General features: G+C 73.0%; 16 protein-coding genes. 9 read left to right on the top strand and 7 right to left on the bottom strand.

Translation table 11 applies throughout. From position 1 onward, the window contains the following. Positions 1-82 precede the first annotated feature (82 nt). Positions 83-778, top strand: coding sequence for a lysophospholipid acyltransferase family protein (locus tag ABZ452_RS07125; protein ID WP_357939802.1), 696 nt, complete (start codon positions 83-85; stop codon positions 776-778). A 2-nt stretch (positions 779-780) separates the two neighbouring features. On the opposite strand, the gene ABZ452_RS07130 is transcribed toward ABZ452_RS07125, so the two are convergent. After that, positions 781-4,260 carry an adenylate/guanylate cyclase domain-containing protein gene (locus ABZ452_RS07130; RefSeq protein WP_357940066.1) on the bottom strand — a complete coding sequence of 1,160 codons (3,480 nt, stop codon included), beginning with the start codon at positions 4,258-4,260 and terminating at the stop codon, positions 781-783. Between the two features lie 133 nt (positions 4,261-4,393). On the opposite strand from ABZ452_RS07130, the gene ABZ452_RS07135 reads away from it, so the two are divergent. Continuing rightward, complete coding sequence (locus tag ABZ452_RS07135; RefSeq protein ID WP_151461220.1) at positions 4,394-4,627, top strand: hypothetical protein; 234 nt, start codon at positions 4,394-4,396, stop codon at positions 4,625-4,627. A gap of 55 nt (positions 4,628-4,682) precedes the next feature. Here ABZ452_RS07135 and ABZ452_RS07140 read toward each other — a convergent pair whose 3' ends face one another. Continuing rightward, the gene (locus tag ABZ452_RS07140; RefSeq protein WP_357939804.1) at positions 4,683-5,897 is read right to left on the bottom strand and encodes an MFS transporter; all 1,215 of its coding nucleotides are present in this window, start codon (positions 5,895-5,897) and stop codon (positions 4,683-4,685) included. Positions 5,898-6,100: 203 nt separating this feature from the next. Here ABZ452_RS07140 and ABZ452_RS07145 point away from each other — a divergent pair, with 203 nt between their 5' ends. After that, on the top strand, positions 6,101-6,277 hold the full coding sequence (locus tag ABZ452_RS07145; protein ID WP_357939806.1) for a hypothetical protein: 177 nt from the start codon (positions 6,101-6,103) through the stop codon (positions 6,275-6,277). Positions 6,278-6,409: 132 nt separating this feature from the next. Here ABZ452_RS07145 and ABZ452_RS07150 read toward each other — a convergent pair whose 3' ends face one another. After that, positions 6,410-7,102, bottom strand: coding sequence for a Crp/Fnr family transcriptional regulator (locus tag ABZ452_RS07150; RefSeq protein WP_091268212.1), 693 nt, complete (start codon positions 7,100-7,102; stop codon positions 6,410-6,412). 246 nt (positions 7,103-7,348) lie between these two features. Between ABZ452_RS07150 and ABZ452_RS07155 the strand changes: the two genes are divergently transcribed. From ABZ452_RS07155 to ABZ452_RS07175, 5 genes are all read left to right on the top strand, one after another. Continuing rightward, positions 7,349-7,846 (top strand): polyadenylate-specific 3'-exoribonuclease AS, encoded by a 498-nt coding sequence (locus tag ABZ452_RS07155; RefSeq protein ID WP_357940068.1) that lies wholly within the window; start codon positions 7,349-7,351, stop codon positions 7,844-7,846. 69 nt (positions 7,847-7,915) lie between these two features. Further along, a complete protein-coding gene (locus tag ABZ452_RS07160) occupies positions 7,916-8,419 on the top strand; it encodes a pyridoxamine 5'-phosphate oxidase family protein (protein WP_357939808.1) in 504 nt (167 codons plus the stop codon). Between the two features lie 178 nt (positions 8,420-8,597). Beyond that, positions 8,598-9,626, top strand: a complete 1,029-nt coding sequence (locus ABZ452_RS07165; protein ID WP_151461234.1) for a 6-phosphofructokinase — start codon at positions 8,598-8,600, stop codon at positions 9,624-9,626. A 71-nt stretch (positions 9,627-9,697) separates the two neighbouring features. Beyond that, on the top strand, positions 9,698-10,516 hold the full coding sequence (gene proC / locus ABZ452_RS07170; protein WP_357939810.1) for a pyrroline-5-carboxylate reductase: 819 nt from the start codon (positions 9,698-9,700) through the stop codon (positions 10,514-10,516). 66 nt (positions 10,517-10,582) lie between these two features. Then, complete coding sequence (locus tag ABZ452_RS07175) at positions 10,583-10,933, top strand: DUF2203 domain-containing protein (protein ID WP_357939812.1); 351 nt, start codon at positions 10,583-10,585, stop codon at positions 10,931-10,933. 122 nt (positions 10,934-11,055) lie between these two features. Here the strand turns inward: ABZ452_RS07175 and ABZ452_RS07180 are convergent, their stop codons facing one another. Together ABZ452_RS07180 and ABZ452_RS07185 are read right to left on the bottom strand one after the other, a co-directional pair. Then, positions 11,056-12,003, bottom strand: a complete 948-nt coding sequence (locus tag ABZ452_RS07180) for a threonine/serine dehydratase (protein WP_357939814.1) — start codon at positions 12,001-12,003, stop codon at positions 11,056-11,058. Positions 12,004-12,026: 23 nt separating this feature from the next. Next, positions 12,027-12,740 carry an HAD-IA family hydrolase gene (locus ABZ452_RS07185; protein WP_357939816.1) on the bottom strand — a complete coding sequence of 238 codons (714 nt, stop codon included), beginning with the start codon at positions 12,738-12,740 and terminating at the stop codon, positions 12,027-12,029. Positions 12,741-12,968: 228 nt separating this feature from the next. Here ABZ452_RS07185 and ABZ452_RS07190 point away from each other — a divergent pair, with 228 nt between their 5' ends. Further along, positions 12,969-13,772 (top strand): SGNH/GDSL hydrolase family protein, encoded by an 804-nt coding sequence (locus tag ABZ452_RS07190; protein WP_357939818.1) that lies wholly within the window; start codon positions 12,969-12,971, stop codon positions 13,770-13,772. A gap of 49 nt (positions 13,773-13,821) precedes the next feature. Here ABZ452_RS07190 and ABZ452_RS07195 read toward each other — a convergent pair whose 3' ends face one another. Continuing rightward, positions 13,822-15,114 (bottom strand): DUF1343 domain-containing protein, encoded by a 1,293-nt coding sequence (locus ABZ452_RS07195; RefSeq protein ID WP_357939820.1) that lies wholly within the window; start codon positions 15,112-15,114, stop codon positions 13,822-13,824. Between the two features lie 81 nt (positions 15,115-15,195). Further along, positions 15,196-15,687, bottom strand: a complete 492-nt coding sequence (locus ABZ452_RS07200; protein WP_357939822.1) for a glutathione peroxidase — start codon at positions 15,685-15,687, stop codon at positions 15,196-15,198. Positions 15,688-15,753: the final 66 nt, after the last annotated feature.

Genomic DNA, 15,753 nt, shown 5'->3' on the forward strand with positions numbered 1-15,753 from the left:
CCGCTCGCCGACGGCGCCCCGGGCACGGTCCCGGAGGCCCGGTGATCGTGACCCGCCACCGCTCCCGCCTGGAAGGACCCCGGTGCTGTACTGGCTGCTGAAGTACATCATCCTCGGCCCGCTGCTGAGGTTGATCTTCCGCCCGCAGGTGGAGGGGCTGGAGAACGTCCCGGAGGCCGGCCCGGTGATCCTGGCCAGCAACCACCTCTCGTTCTCGGACTCGATCTTCACCCCGCTGATCGTCAAGCGAAAAGTTACATTCATCGCGAAAGCCGAATACTTCACCGGTAAGGGCCTCAAGGGCTGGCTGACCAAGATGTTCTTCGTCGGCTCCGGCACCATCCCGGTCGACCGCACCGGCGGGCGGGCGGCCCGCGCCGCCCTGGACACCCAGCTCGGGGTGCTGCGCTCCGGCGGCATCGCGGGCATCTATCCGGAGGGCACCCGCTCGCCCGACGGCCGGCTCTACCGGGGCAAGACCGGGGTGGCCCGGCTCGCCCTGGAGAGCGGCGCCCCGGTCGTGCCGATGGCCATGCTCAACTCCGACGCCATCCAGCCGACCGGTCAGATCATCCCCAACCTGGGCCGGGTGCGGATCCGCTTCGGCGCCCCGCTCGACTTCTCCCGCTACGCCGGGATGTCCGGCGACCGGTTCGTCGAGCGCGCCGTCACCGACGAGATCATGTACGAGCTCATGGAACTCTCCGGCCGCGAGTACGTGGACGTGTACGCGCAGAAGGCGAAGGCCCGGCCGCTCCGGGAGCCGGTGCCCGCCTGACGTCAGCCGGCCCCGGCGATCCGGAGCAGGCCGGCCGCGGCGTGCCGTTCCGCGAAGGCGCGCACCCGTCCGAGCGTCTCCGCGGCGGCCGCCGGATCGACCTCGGCCAGCGGCCCCACCGCGAGGGCGGCCGCGATGACGTGGTCGGTGGCGTCGGTCATCTCCGCGTAGCTCTCCGCCGCCGCGCTGAACAGGCTCGCGGCGCGCCGGGGGTCGCCGTCCCGTCGGGCCAGCGCCGCGTCGGCGGACCGGCCGGCCGCCCGCGCCCAGCGCGTCGTGCGTGGGGCGCGGGCCAGCAGGTCCCGCACCAGGAGCGCCGCGTCACCACCGAGCACCCCCGCCACGTGGCCGACCGCCGGCACCCACTCCGCGAACGGGATCATCCGGGTCCGCCGCCAGTCGGCGTCGAGTTCGGCGAGCAGCTCCAGCGCCTCGTCGCGCCGGCCCTGCACCGCCCGGCACAACGCGGCGTGCGCCACGGTGGACCGCAGCACCCGGAGGAAGCCGCTGCGCCGGGCGGCGACCAGCGCCTGGTCCACCAGGTCGGTGCCGCCGTCCGTGCCGTCACCGGGGGGCGCGTCGCCCAGCGCGCGGATCCAGCCGGAGACCGCCACGATGTGCAGGTCCCATTCGTCGGTCGGGCGTCGGGTCGACCCCTCGGCCATCCGCAACGCCGCCGTCCAGTCCCCGCTGTAGTAGGACCGGGTCCACTGGTCGGCGAAGCTGACCGTGAGGCCGTGCTCGCCGGCCAGGTCCAGCGACCGTTGCTCGTCGACGAGGCGGGCCGAGCCGGTCAGGTCGCCCTCCTCCTGCAACGCCCAGGCAAGGTTGTGCACCGCACGCCGGCGGCTGGTCAGCCGCTCCACCCGGCACTCCTCGGTCACCTCGGCGAGCTCGGCGTACGCCCCCTCGACGCCGGCCTGGTAGCGCGCCACCGCCAGGGTGATCCGGGCGTTCGCCCGCGCCTCACGCAGCTCCAGCCGCTCGGCCAGTTCGGCGGCGGCCCTGGCGGCGGCGCACGCGGGCTCGGCCTCCGCGTCGAGCATGTGCATCCGCGCCAGCTCCAGCAGGGCACCGACCTTGTCCTCGCTGTCCGGCAGCTCGGCGTGCAACCGGATCGCCCGGTCCAGGCAGCGCAGCGTCTCCGACCGGTCCGCCCGGGCCCACGCCGCGGTGGCCAGCAACCGCCACGCCTTCGCCGCGCCCGGCAGGTCGCCCGCACCCGCCAGCCGGTCCGCCAGGGAGGTGAGCAGATCGGAGCCGCCGCCCACCAGGAACCCGTCGCGGTCCCGGTAGAACGCCAGCTCCGCCTCGAACAGCTCCAGCGACGGATCCGGTCCGCACTCCACCGCCAGCGCGCGGCCGACCAGCGTGGCCGCGGTGTCCAGCGCGTGCAGCGCGTACGCCCGGCGGGCGGCCCGGTGCAGCGCGGTCCGGGTGGCCCGGGCGTACGGCGCCGGGTCCAGGCCGACCGTGCGGGCGATCTCGTGCGCCGACCACCGGTGGTTGGCCAGCACCTCGGCCAGGTCGTGCTGCCGTCCGTCGGCGAGCTGCTCGAGCCAGTCGGCGGTGCGCTGGTGCCGGGCTACCCGTTCCGCCCGGGGCAGTCGCTGGTAGCACACGTCCCGCACCAGGATGTGCCGGAACCGGTACTCGGGCTGGCCCGGCATGGTCGAGGCGGGCAGCTCGTAGACGAGGTCGCGGCGCTGGAGACGGTGCAGTGCCCGCTCCACCCACTCCCCGGGCCGGCCCAGGGCCAGGGCCACCGGCGCCGCCCAGAACTGCACACCCACGACCGAGGCCGCCTGGAGGACCGCCCGGTCGGCCGCGTCGAGCAGATCCAGCCGGTTGGCGATGACCGCCTGGACGGTACGCGGCATCCCCGTCCCGCCCATCGGGTCCAACGGCGGGAGGGCCGTCGTCCGGTCGACGAGCCCGCCGTCGAGCAGCATCCGCGCGTACTCCTGGGCGTACAGCGGATTGCCGTCGGCGAACTCGAGCAGCGGCCCGCGGGCCTCCTCCGGCAGGGTGGCGTGGCCGAGCAGCAGTGAGTAGAGGGTGTCGATGTCCCCGTCGTGCATGGGCGGCACCGAGATGGACATCGCGCCGCTGATCGTGCCCGTCCACGCCGGATGCCGCTCCCGCAGCTCCGGGCGGGCGGTCGCGATCACCAGCAGCGGCACGTTGCGGGCGGCCGCGCCGAGCTGCTCGACGAAGGAGAGCATCGTCTCGTCCGCCCAGTGCATGTCCTCGAAGACGAGCACCGTGGGGCCGGTCGCGGCCAGCGTGAGCAGGAACCGCCGCCACGCCGCCTCGGTCTCGGCGGAGGTGAGCCGCTCGCCGGACACGCCGACCAGCGGGCCCAACGCCTCGGCCAGCCGCGCCGCGTGCGGGTCGGCCAGCCGGCCCAGCCGGTCCCGCAGGCGTTCGCGCATGGCGGCGGGATCGTCGGAGTCGGGCAGCCCGATCCAGCTCCGGACGATGTCGGCCAGGGCGGCGTAGGTGACGTTCTCCCCGAACGGCGGGCAGTGGCCGATCAGCCAGGTCACCCGCGCGCCGGGCAGGTTCGCCGCGTGCCGGGCCAGCTCGCGCAGCAGCCGGCTCTTGCCCACCCCGGCCGGACCGAACACGGTCAGCAGCTGGGAGGTGCGCTCGGTGACGGTGCGGTGCAGCGCGCTGACCAGCAGGCCCCGCTCGTGGTCCCGGTCGACCATCGGGGTCAGCTCGGCGGTCTGTCCGTCGCGCCGGGGCCGGGCGCGGACGGCCAACCAGATCCGGGTGACCGCGGACCGCCCCCGCAGCGTGACGGGCGCCTGGTCGGCGTACTCCATCTCGTGCCGGGTGGCCGCCCAGGTGCTCTCGTCGACCACGACGCCGCCGGCGGGGGCCAACCCCTGCAACCGGGACGCGGTGTTGACCACGTCACCGGTGACGAACGCCTGGCCGCCGTCGCGGGCGGCGGCCAGGTCGACCAGGGCCTCGCCGGTGGCGATGCCGACCCGGAAGCCGAGCGGCGGGTGCGGGCCGGCCGGCTGCCGGGCCAGGCTCCGTTGCAGCTCCAACGCCGCCCGTACGCACCGCAGCGCGTCGTTGTCCGTCGCCACGGGCGCCCCGAACAGCGCCATCACCGCGTCGCCGATGTACTTCTCGACCACACCGCCGTACTGGTGCACCAGCCGGCGCACCGTGCCGAAGTACGCCTGCTGGAGCCCGCGAGCCTGTTCCGGGTCGGCCCGTTCGGCGTAGGTGGTGAAGTCCACGATGTCGATGAAGAGCACGCTGACCTGCCGGCGGTCCTCCTGCACGGAGACGGCGTGGTCGCGCAACGGCTGCCCACAGTTGGTGCAGAAGTTCGCCTCGGCGTTGTTGGCGTGACCGCAGCCCGGGCAGGTCGCCGCGAGGGGCCGGCCGCAGCCGCCGCAGTAACGGTCGTCCGGCCCGGCGGTCCGGGAACAGTGTCCACAGGTGAGGTCGATGTCCAGCTCCGTACGCGTGAGGTCCCCATCGTCTCGCGCGACCGCGCAGTCGGGTACCCGACGGGTCGGCGGGACGTCACGGCTGATCGGCCGGGTCTAGTCTTCCGTACCAGGAAGTTCCGTCGACAGGGAGAGTGCCGTGCACGTCCGGCTGTCCGCCTCCTGGACCGATCCACGAGGGACGGTGTGGACGCCGGGAGACACGGTCGACGTCGACGCCGTCACCCTCGCCGAACTGGAGGAAAAGGGAATGGTAGAGCAGCCGGGCACGGGATCGACCGAGACCACGACGACCACACCGACCAAGGAGACCGACCCGAAGAAGATCGGCCCCGGCCCGAGCGCGCCGCCGGCCGACACCACGGGGAAGTGACGCCGACGATGGGGCCGGCGGTGACCCGCCGGCCCCATCGGCTGTCCACCGCGGGTCAGGCGACCGCCGCGACATCGGACCGCCGCCGCGCGCCGGCGCCGAGGGCGCGGGAGAGCAGCGGTACGACCAGCGCCAGCGTGGCGAGAATGCCGACCGCGGAGACGACCAGCAGCCAGCGGGGCCCGATCGCCCCGAGCAGTGACGCCCCGGCGAGGTATGCGAGCACCTCGGCCGCGTACGGGAACATGTAGACCGTCCCGAAGACCACGCCCAGCCGTTCGGCCGGCACGTTCTGCTGGATGAGGGTGTCCGCCGCCACGTGGTGCCAGCCGGCCCCCGCCCCGGCCAGGGCCTGCCCGAGCAGGGCGACCCCGATCGCCGGGCTCACTCCGGTGGCCAGCGTCCCCACGCCGAGAGCCAGCAGGGCCGAGTACAGCAGCAGGTCCATCCTGGTGCGACGGCCGGCCCGGGTGAGCAGTGCCGGCCCGGCGACCATGCCGACGCCGTACGCGGTGCCGAGCAGACCGATCATCACCTCGGTGGCGCCGAGTTCGGTCCGGCCCAGCGGGATCACCGCGAGGTTGTCCAGGGCCGCGAACGTCACCAGCACCAGGAACCCGATCGAGACGGCCCGGACGACGCCGCTGCCGCGCACGACCCGCAGCCCGGCGCCGAGCACCTGGCGGAACGGTTCGGTCCGGGACGCCGCCGGTGCGGAGAGCGGCCGTACCCCGCCGATCAGCAGCGCGGACAGCACGAAGGTGGCCGCGTCGACGAGCAGTGTTGTGGTCAGCCCGACCGTGGCCAGGAGCAGGCCGCCGATGGCGGGGCCGGCGGCGAAGCCGATGTTCATGCCGACCGCGAGTTGCGCGTTGGCCGCCGGCAGCCGGTCGGCCTCGACGAGCCGGGGCAGCAGGCTGCGACCGGCCGGGGTGAAGGCGGTGGCCGCCACGGTCGCGGCCGTGACCGCCGCGAGCAGCACCGGCAGCGGCGGCATGACCAGCGCCACCGTCAGATAGAGCAGCGCCTGGGCGACGTCGCAGCAGACGATCAGCCGGCGCTGGTCGAACCGGTCGGCGAGCGCGCCGAGCAGCGGCCCGAGCAGTCGCGGCGCGGTCGTGGCCAGCAGCAGCAGGGCGACGGCGGTGCCCCCGTGCGTGTCGTACGCCGCGATCAGCAGGGCGGTGCGGGCGAGCTGGTCGCCGGCGTACGACACCAGGCGCGCCGACCAGTAACGACGAAAGGCGATATTGCCGCGGATCAGTGACATGCCCGTCAACTCCTCGCTCCGGCGGATCTGTCCGGTGGGGCCCCACGGCAGGGGCGTGCCGGGCAACCCTGGCAGCGGGCGTCGACGAAGGACAACGGCCCTTTGGGCAGTGATTAGTATACATATGTCTATTTTGCGCCGATCGTCCCTTCCCTAGTGTCGGTGCTGCGCCAGCAACCAGGACGACAACCACGGGAGGCACGATGTCCACCTCGACGAACGCCAAGGCCGACACGACGACGGGCTGGGCCGGCCCGGGCTACTGGGCGGGGCCCGGCTACTGGGCGGGTCCCGGCTTCTGGGCGGGTCCCGGCCGCGGGGCGGTCGACCCGACCCGTCGCTGGGCCGGACCCGGCTACTGGGCGGGTCCGACCCGCTGAACCGCGCATCACGGTCACGCCGGCTGCCGAGGCAGCCGGCGCAGCCGCGTGTGGGGACGCGGAGGTTTCACGCCGTCCCCGGACGGACGGTCGGACCAGGCGTGGCGGAGAGGGCGGCCGGCGGGCCGGCGGTCAGCGGTCGTTCATGCCCGCGCGGCGGCGCAGCGCGGCCACGTCGGTGACGACGATCCGGCGGCCCTCGGTGCGCAGCCAGCCCCGGCTGGCGAAGGAGCCGATGGCCTGGTTGACGCTCTGCCGCGAGCCGCCGGCCATCTCGGCGAGCTGGCTCTGGTTGAGCTCGATGGTGATCATCGGGGCCTGGCTCTCGCCGGCCAGCCGGACCAGCGTCTTGGCCACCCGGCCGGGCAGGTCGAGGAAGACGTGGTCGGCGTTCTGCTCGGTGAGCCGCCGGATCAGCTGGCCGAGGGAGCGCATCACCGCATCGAGGATGCGCGGGTTGGAGTGCACCAGCTCCATGAAGGCCGGCCGGGACAGCGCCAGCGCGGCGCAGTCCTCGATCGCCTCGGCCGACGCCGACCGGGTGGAGGCGTCCAACAGGGAGACCTCGCCCAGCACGTCCGGCGGCCGGATGACCGACAGCACCGCGCGCTCGCCGGTCGGGGCCGTGCGGAACACCGCGACCGCGCCGCGGCGCAGCACGATCAGCGACTCGCCGGGGTCGTTCTCGACGAACAGCAACTGCCCCTTGCGGTAGGTGCGCGGCACCGCCGCGGCGATGACCCGCTGCCGCACCTCCGGCTCCAGCCCGGCGAACATCTCGACGCCCGTGAGCGCGTCACCCGGCTCCGGAAGGCGCATCTCCACGGCCCAACCCCTCCCCGGTCAAGGACCACAACCCGCACACCGGGTGAACCTGTCATCCCCGGCACGAGGCATCTCAACCGGTTCGGCGTCCGGTAGCGGTACACATCAGATCATGACGGTCCCGTCGCGTGCTGTACACCCCTGGAGACACTTCCGTGACCGTCCCCAGCTGCGGTGGCCTGCGCTCCCGGCTCGGCGGCGGCCCCGGCGACCGGCGGGTGACGGCGGTGGGCGAGGATGGTGCCGATGGTCTACCGCTACTTCTACGACTGCGAGTTCATCGAGGACGGCCGGATCGTCGACCTGGTGTCGATCGGCGTCGTCGACGAGTACGGCCGCGAGTTCTACGCGGTCTCCACCGAGTTCGACGACTCCCGGGCGGTGCCCTGGGTGCGCCGCAACGTGCTCGACAAGCTCCCCTCGCCGGCCGACCGGGCCTGGCGGTCCCGGGAGCGGATCCGCGACGACCTCCACGAGTTCCTGATGGCGCCCGTCCGGGACCGGCCGGGGGAGCAGCTGGAACTCTGGGCCTGGTACGCGGCGTACGACCACGTCGTGCTGGCCCAGCTCTGGGGGGCGATGCCGGCGCTGCCCCGGGAGATCCCGCGGTTCACCAAGGAGCTGCGCCAGCTCTGGGACGACCGGGGCCGGCCGAGGCTGCCGGACGCCGAGGCGGACCGGCACGACGCGCTGGTCGACGCCCGGCACAACCTGGCCCGCTGGCGGGCCATGACCGCCCGGTGACCTCTCGGCAGGTTTGACCGCTTCTGTCCCGGGCACGGTTCGCGTCGAACCGATCGCGAGGGAGGGCGCATGAGCCAGCAGCCGACCAGCGCCGAGGACGGCCGCAGCCGGGTCACCGAGCTGATCCGGGACGCGCGGATCTGCCTGCTGACCACCACCGCAGTCGACGGGCGGCTGGTCAGCCGCCCGATGGGGCTCCAGGAGGCGGAGTTCGACGGGGACCTCTGGTTCTTCGCGTACGCGGACTCCGCGAAGATCCGCCAGATCCGGGTCAACCCGCAGGTCAACGTCGGTTTCTCCGACCAGCGGCACCACGCCTGGGTGTCGGTGGCCGGCACCGCCGTCGAGCAGTGGGACCGGGCCCGGGCCGAGCGGCTGTGGAACCCGCTGCTGAAGGCCTGGTTCCCGGACGGGCTGGACACCCCGGGCATCACGCTGATCCGGGTGCACGCCGGCTCGGCCGAGTACTGGGACGCGCCGGGCGGCGCCGTGGTGAACCTGCTCGGCCTCGCCCGGGCGGCGGTCACCGGGCGGCCGCCGAAGGCGGGGGAGAACCGCGAGGTCGGCTACTGAGCGGTAGCCGGTCCGGGGGCCGGGACGGGCCGGGGCGCGGTGTCGGCGGGCACCCACGCCGACTACAGTGCGCAGTGACGGCCCGCCCCGGGCCGGCAACGGCGCCGATGGTCTGATCTGACACATATCCTGGGGCTTATCCGGGCTTCACCTGATGCTCCAGGAGGATGAGCAGATCATGCGTATCGGCGTGCTCACCGGCGGCGGCGACTGCCCTGGTCTCAATGCGGTGATTCGGGCGGTGGTCCGCAAGGGCGTCGCCACCTACGGTCACGAGTTCGTGGGCTTCCGGGACGGCTGGAAGGGCCCGCTGGAGGGCCTGTCCAGGCCCCTGGGCATCGCGGACGTCCGTGGCATCCTGCCGCGCGGCGGCACCATCCTCGGCTCGTCCCGCACCAACCCGTTCAAGATCGACGGCGGCGTGGAGCGGATCAAAGACAACCTCGCCGCCCAGGGCGTGGACGCGCTGATCGCGATCGGCGGCGAGGACACCCTCGGGGTCGCCACCAAGCTCCACGAGCTGGGCGTCCACGTCATCGGCGTGCCGAAGACCATCGACAACGACCTCGGCGCCACCGACTACACGTTCGGCTTCGACACCGCCGTGAACATCGCCATGGAGGCGATCGACCGGCTGCACACCACGGCGGAGAGCCACCACCGCACCCTGGTCGTCGAGGTCATGGGCCGGCACGCCGGCTGGATCGCCCTGCACGCCGGCCTCGCCGGCGGCGCCAACGTGATCCTGCTGCCGGAGCGGCAGTTCGACGTCGAGCAGGTCGCCGGCTACGTCGAGAAGCGCTTCCAGCACCAGTACGCCCCCATCGTGGTGGTCGCCGAGGGCGCCCAGCCGCTGGACGGCCAGATGGTGCTGCACAACCAGGAGCTCGACGCGTTCGGCCACGTCCGCCTCGGCGGGATCGGCCAGTGGCTCGCCGAGCAGCTGGAGGCGAAGACCGGCAAGGAGGCCCGCACCGTGGTGCTCGGCCACATCCAGCGCGGTGGCACCCCGACCGCGTTCGACCGGGTGCTCGCCACCCGGCTCGGCCTGCACGCGATCGACGCCGCGAACGAGGGCGACTGGGGCAAGATGGTCGCGATGCAGAGCACGGACATCGTCCGCGTTCCCCTCGCCGAGGCCACCCGGGAGCTGAAGACCGTGCCGCTGGAGCGGTACGCCGAGGCCGAGGTCTTCTTCGGCAGCTGACCGACGGCGGGCGGCGCGGCGGGTCCCCGACGGGCCCGCCGCGCCGCGCCTCCACGAGAGGGGTACGGCTCATGGCACCCGAGGTGCACACGGTCGCGGTGATCGGCGCGGGCAAGATCGGCGAGCTGATGCTCTCCGGGCTGCTCCGCTCCGGCTGGCCAGTCGATCGGCTGCTCGCCACCGCCCGGCGACCCGCCCGCGCCGAGGAACTGGCCGCCCGGTACGGCGTCCGGGTGGTGGACAACCTGACCGCGGTGGACGAGGCCGAGGTGCTCGCCGTCTCGGTCAAACCGCAGGACGCGGCGGCGCTGCTGGACGAGATCGGGCCCAAGGTGCCCGCCGACAAGCTGGTCATCTCGCTCTGCGCCGGCCTGCCCACCGCCTTCTTCAACCGCCGGCTGCCCGAGGGCACCCCGGTGGTCCGGGTGATGACCAACACCCCGGCCCTGGTCGACGAGGCGATGAGCGCGATCTCGCCCGGCGCGCACGCCACCGGCGCGCACCTGGCCCTGGCCGAGGAGATGTTCAAGCCGCTCGGCGCCACCCTCCGGGTGCCCGAATCCCAGCAGGACGCGGTGACCGCGCTCTCCGGCTCCGGCCCGGCGTACTTCTACCTGCTGGTCGAGGCCATGATCGACGCGGGCATCCTGCTCGGCCTGCCCCGGCAGGTGGCGCACGACCTGATCGTGCAGACCGCCATCGGCTCGGCCGTGATGCTGCGCGACTCCGGCGAGCACCCCGTGAAGCTCCGCGAGGCGGTCACCTCGCCGGCCGGCACCACCATCAACGCCATCCGGGAGCTGGAGAACCACGGCGTCCGCGCGGCCATGCTGGCGGCCCTGGAGGCGGCCCGCGACCGGGCCCGCCAACTCGCCGCCCAGGCCGACTGACCCGCCGGGCCCCGCCGGCACGGCGAGCCGGAGTCGATCTCCGGCGGCGTGGCCCATACTGGCGCGGTGTTCACTCTCGCCCAGGCGCGACACCTGGTGGCCACCCTGCGGCCGCGCGTCGACGAGCTGATCCGGCTCCGCGCCGACCTGGCCGAACTCCGGATCGACCTGGCCGACCACGGGGTGAGCGCCCTGGGCGGGCTGGCTGAGATGAAGGGCCTGGAGGCCCGGCTGCACGCCGCCGTGGAGGAGCTCCACCAGCACGGCATCCAGGTCAAGGGGATCGCCCCGGTGCTGCTCGACTTCCCCGGTGAGCGGGACGGCCGGGCGGTGCTCTGGTGCTGGCTGGAGGGGGACGCCGACATCCGCTGGTACCACCGCGTGGAGTGCGGCTTCGCCGGTCGCCGCCCGGTCTGAACCCGCCGGGGCTGGTCGCCGCCCGGTCTGAATCCGCCGGAGCCGGTCGCCGGCCGGTCTGAGCCCGCCGGAGCCGGTCGCCGGTCTGAATCGGCCGGAGCGATGCCGGCCGGTCCGACCCGTCAGCCGAGGGTGGCCAGCACGGCCGGCGCGACGTTGCCGCCGCTGAGCACCAGGACGGTCCGCTCGCCGGGCGCCACCTCCACGAGCCCCGCCCGCAGCGCCGCCAGGGTGACCGCGGCGGCCGGCTCCACCAGCAGCTTCGTGGCCTCCACCAGCTCGGCCCAGGCGGGCAGCACGGCCGCCTCCGGCACCTCGACCACCGCGTCGACCAGGGCCCGGACGTGCGCCAGGGTGTGCCGCCCGGCGAACGGGGCGGCCAGGCCGTCGGCGACCGAGGCGGGGCGGAACGGCGGGGTGGGCGTCCCGGTCCGGAGCGCGTAGGACATGGCGTTGGCCCCGTCCGGCTCCACGCCGACGATCCGGGTGCCCGGTGAGCCGGCCCGGACCGCCGCGGCGATCCCGCTGATCAGCCCGCCGCCACCGACCGGCACGAGCACCAGGTCCGGGGGCGGGCCGTCGGCCAGGATCTCCCGCCCGACGGTGGCCTGACCGGCGATCACATCCGGGTCGTCGAAGGGCGCGAGCAGGTGGAAGCCGCGCTCGGCGGCGATCTTCTCGGCGGTGGCCAGCAGGTCGTCGGTGAGCACCGCCTCGGCGCCCAGCCGGCGGACCGTGGCCAGCTTGCCGGGCACCGCGTGCGGCGGCATGCAGACCACCGCGGGCAGCCCGGCGGCGCGGGCCACGTGGGCCACCGCGATCGCGTGGTTGCCGGCGGAGAACGCCACGAGCCCGGCCGGTGTGCCGGCGCGCTCGGCGTGGGCGAGCAGCGCGTTCGTGGCGCCGCGGACCTTGAAGCTGCCGGTGTGCTGGAGGTTCTCAGCCTTCACCGCCAGCCGGAGGCCCAGGTCGGCGGCGAGGACCGGCGCGTCCAGCAGGGGGGTGCGGACCACCCGCCCGTCCAGGCGCCGCTCGGCCGCCGCCATGTCGTCCCCGGTGATCAACCGCACCCACCGAGCCTAGTACTCAGACGTCAGCTGGTTTCCTGCGCCATCCGCTCGCCGGCCACCGGGCGGGCGTCGGCGGTGAGCTGGTCGAGTTGTCGGACCACACCGACGATGTCGGAAAAGGCATCGATGAAGGCGTCGACGTAGCGGGAGTCGAAGTCCGCCGGTTTCCGGACCCCGCTCTCCAGGCAGCCGACGAAATGTATGCCCGCACCGCCGGCGGCCAATGCGTCGCCGGGCGAATCCCCCACATAGACGCATTCGCGCGGTGGTATTCCCGTCGCCGCCAGCAATTCGTCGAAGGCCCGCGGATCCGGCTTGCGGAACCGCGTGTTGCCGGCATGGTAAATGCCGCTGACCCGTTCAGCCAGGACGTGACCCGCCTCCAACATGTGCCGGACCTCGTCCTCGGTCCGCGACGTCAGCAGGAACACCGCCCGGCCATTCCGCACGAACTCGTCCAGCGCGCGCAGGTTTTCCAGCGGGATGAGATCCAGGCGACCGTCGGCGACGTGCCGTTCCAGCGCGCGCCGATGAAGCGCCGAGAAACGGGGCAGGTCGAGGCCGGGCGACCTTTTGGGCATGGCGTCCAGCAGCGGCTCGCCCCAGGTGGACAGGTGCACGTGCCGTGGCATCGGGGGTCGGCCCATCTCCGCCAGAACTTCGTTTTCCAGAGCGAACGAGGCGGCCTGGGTGAGGCACAGGGTGTCGTCGACGTCCACGATCACAGCCCGAATCACCGGTGCAGCCTATAACTCTCCCGAGTCACCGTCGGACGCGGCGGCCGCTGGTCCCGTGCGGGTCGGCGTGGCCGCGGCGGCGAAAACCTTCAGTCCCGCTCGTCGATCCGGCAACGATTTGTAGTGATAAGGGTCTATGGGCGGCCGGCGCGAAACGTTGATCTTCCTCCGGCTCTGATTCATTGATATCTATCTCCCACCACCACTTCCCACCCCCAGGAGTGCGACGTGCGGAGATCCCGTCTTGCCACCCTCGCCCTGACCCTGGCCGCCTCGTTCGGCATCACGCTGACGCTGGCCGCCCCCGCCCAGGCGGCTCCGGCCGACCGCTACGTCGCTCTCGGCGACTCGTACGCCTCCGGCGTCGGCGCCGACAGCTACACCTCCGAGAGCGGGTCCTGCCTGCGCAGCAACAACGCCTACCCGGCGCTCTACAACACCAACATCAGGCCGGCCTCGTACCGTTCGGTCGCCTGCTCCGGCGCGACCACCACGGACGTCATCAACAACCAGCTCTCGGCGCTCTCCTCGACCACCACGCTGGTCAGCGTCACCATCGGCGGCAACGACGTCGGTTTCTCCAGCATCATGAGCACCTGCGTGCTCCAGGGTGAGACCCAGTGCGTGGCGGCGATCCAGGCCGCCGAGGACAAGGCCCGCACGCAGCTTCCCGGCAAGCTCGCGAACGTCTACAACGGCATCCGGAGCCGGGCGCCCTCCGCCCGGGTCGTGGTGGTCGGCTACCCGGTCTTCTACCAGCTCGGCACGGTCTGCGTCGGGCTGAGCGCCACCTCCCGGGCGAAGATCAACGAGGGGATCAACCTGGTCGACGACATCACCCGCACGGCGGCCAGCTCGGCCGGCTTCACGTTCGCCGACGTCCGCTCGATCTTCGTGGGTCACCAGCTGTGCAGCTACGGCGAGAAGTGGCTGCACGCGTTGAACGTCCTGAACCTCACCAAGTCGTACCACCCGACGGCCGCGGGGCAGTCCGGCGGCTACTACCCGGTCTTCCGCTCCGCGGCGGGCTGACCGTGACGAGGGCCCGGGGTGTGTGGACACCCCGGGCCCCATCGTCGGCTCAGTAGAGCAGGTACGGACGCCGCTTGCGCTCGAAGGCGGCCAGCTCGTCGGCCCAGGCGCCGACCACGTCGTCCACGTCGGCCCCGGCGTCGATCATCGTGCGCAGCCGGGGCGAGCCGGTCAGCTTGTCCACCCAGTACGGCCGGACGGTGTCGTACGAGTCGAACCGCCACGCGAACGCCGGGTACTTCCGCGCCTCGACCAGCATGGCCACCGCGGTGCGGATCGGGTCGTACGCGGCCCGGTCGACGACCTTGACCTCGACGCCGGCGCAGAGCTTGTTCAGCAGGGCCGGCTTCTGCCCGGCCGCCGTCGGCGAGAAGTAGGCCTCGCGGAACTCGACACCCGGCAGGTCACGGGCGTTGAGCCGGTCTCCCCAGTGGTGGTCGAAGTCGCCGGCGAGCCCGCCGATCAGCTCGAACGGCCGGCAGGTGCCCCGCCCCTCGGTGATCGAGGCGACGCCCTCGAAGAGGCAGGTGCCGGGGTAGACCAGCGCGGTGTCGGTGGTCGGCATGTTCGGGCTGGGCATCACCCACGGCAGGTCGGTGTCGGCGGCGAGCCGGTCTCGCTTCCAGTTCCGGCAGCGGACCACCTCCAGCTCGACCGGCCGTCCGGCGTCGGCGGGCACGAACTCCGCGTTGAAGAACCGGGCCAGCTCGCCGACGGTCATGCCGTGCTGCTGGACGATCTCCTTCAGCCCCACGCCGGAGGTGTAGGCGGGCGTCATCATCGGCCCGCGCGCCCGCCCGCCGACGGGGTTGGGCCGGTCGAGCACGACGTACCGCTTGCCGACCCGGGCCGCCGCGACCATCGACGTGTACATCGTCCAGATGTAGGTGTAGAACCGCGCGCCCACGTCCTGGATGTCGAAGACGACGGTGTCCACGCCGGCAGCCGTGAACATGCTCTCCCACTTGGCCTGGCTGGCGCCGTACGCGTCGTAGACCGTGATGCCGGTGCGGGCGTCCGTCCCGGTGCCCTCGCTGCCGCCGGCCTGGGCGGAACCGCGGAAACCGTGTTCGGGGCCGAACGCCGCGACGACCTGCACGCTGCCCGAGGAGTGCATGAGATCGACCAGGTGCCGGTAGGCCGAGTCCACGCCCGTGGGGTTGGACACCACCCCCACCCGCTGGCCGGCCAGTGCGGCGAATCCGGATTCGACCAGCACGTCGAGGCCGGTCGCGACCCGGCGGATGCCGGGCACGGCCTGCCCCGGCGTGCCCGGGCCCGCCGCGACCACCGTGCCCGCGGTGACCGCGCCCGCGCCGGCCAGGAACCTTCTGCGCTCCATCAATGACCTCCTCGTCCGGGGGTCATTGAAACTTAGCTACAGCTCGATGGGCGGTCAAGGAAGGTTCTCTACAAGGCGACCTCAGCCGACCGGCAGCGCCTTCTCGACGGCGGCGCGCAGCTCGGGGGAGTCCGGGGTCACCGTCGGGGCGAACCGGGCCGCCACCGTGCCGTCCGGGGCGACGAGGAACTTCTCGAAGTTCCACCGCACGTCACCGGTGTGTCCCTCGGCGTCCGGAGTGGACACCAGTTCGGCGTAGAGCGGGTGCCGGTGCGGCCCGTTGACGTCCACCTTCTCCGTCAGCGGGAACGTCACGCCGTAGTTGACCTGGCAGAACTCCTCGATATCGGCGGCGCTGCCGGGTTCCTGGCCGGCGAACTGGTTGCACGGCACGCCGAGCACGGTCAGGCCCCGGTCCGCGTACTCGTCGGCGAGGGCCTGGAGGCCGGCGTACTGCGGGGTGAGGCCGCAGCGGGAGGCCACATTGACCACCAGCAGGGCGCGGCCGCGGTAGTGCCCGAGGTCGGCCGGGCCGCCGGCGAGGGCGTTGATCTGCACGTCGAAAACGGTCATGGCACGAGGCTACGGGGCCGCGGGGGCCGGTCGACACCGGTCCCGAGGAATCGATGCATCTACATC

The organism is Micromonospora sp. NPDC005707 (genome assembly GCF_040631005.1).
Classification (GTDB): Bacteria; Actinomycetota; Actinomycetes; order Mycobacteriales; family Micromonosporaceae; genus Micromonospora.

Bases quoted from the DNA above. Each gene is read 5' to 3' on its own strand.
- ABZ452_RS07140 (WP_357939804.1), bottom strand. From the start codon at position 5,897: ATGTCACTGATCCGCGGCAATATCGCCTTTCGTCGTTACTGGTCGGCG.
- ABZ452_RS07145 (WP_357939806.1), top strand. From the start codon at position 6,101: ATGTCCACCTCGACGAACGCCAAGGCCGACACGACGACGGGCTGGGCC.
- ABZ452_RS07155 (WP_357940068.1), top strand. From the start codon at position 7,349: ATGGTCTACCGCTACTTCTACGACTGCGAGTTCATCGAGGACGGCCGG.
- ABZ452_RS07160 (WP_357939808.1), top strand. From the start codon at position 7,916: ATGAGCCAGCAGCCGACCAGCGCCGAGGACGGCCGCAGCCGGGTCACC.
- ABZ452_RS07165 (WP_151461234.1), top strand. From the start codon at position 8,598: ATGCGTATCGGCGTGCTCACCGGCGGCGGCGACTGCCCTGGTCTCAAT.
- proC (WP_357939810.1), top strand. From the start codon at position 9,698: ATGGCACCCGAGGTGCACACGGTCGCGGTGATCGGCGCGGGCAAGATC.
- ABZ452_RS07195 (WP_357939820.1), bottom strand. From the start codon at position 15,114: ATGGAGCGCAGAAGGTTCCTGGCCGGCGCGGGCGCGGTCACCGCGGGC.
- ABZ452_RS07200 (WP_357939822.1), bottom strand. From the start codon at position 15,687: ATGACCGTTTTCGACGTGCAGATCAACGCCCTCGCCGGCGGCCCGGCC.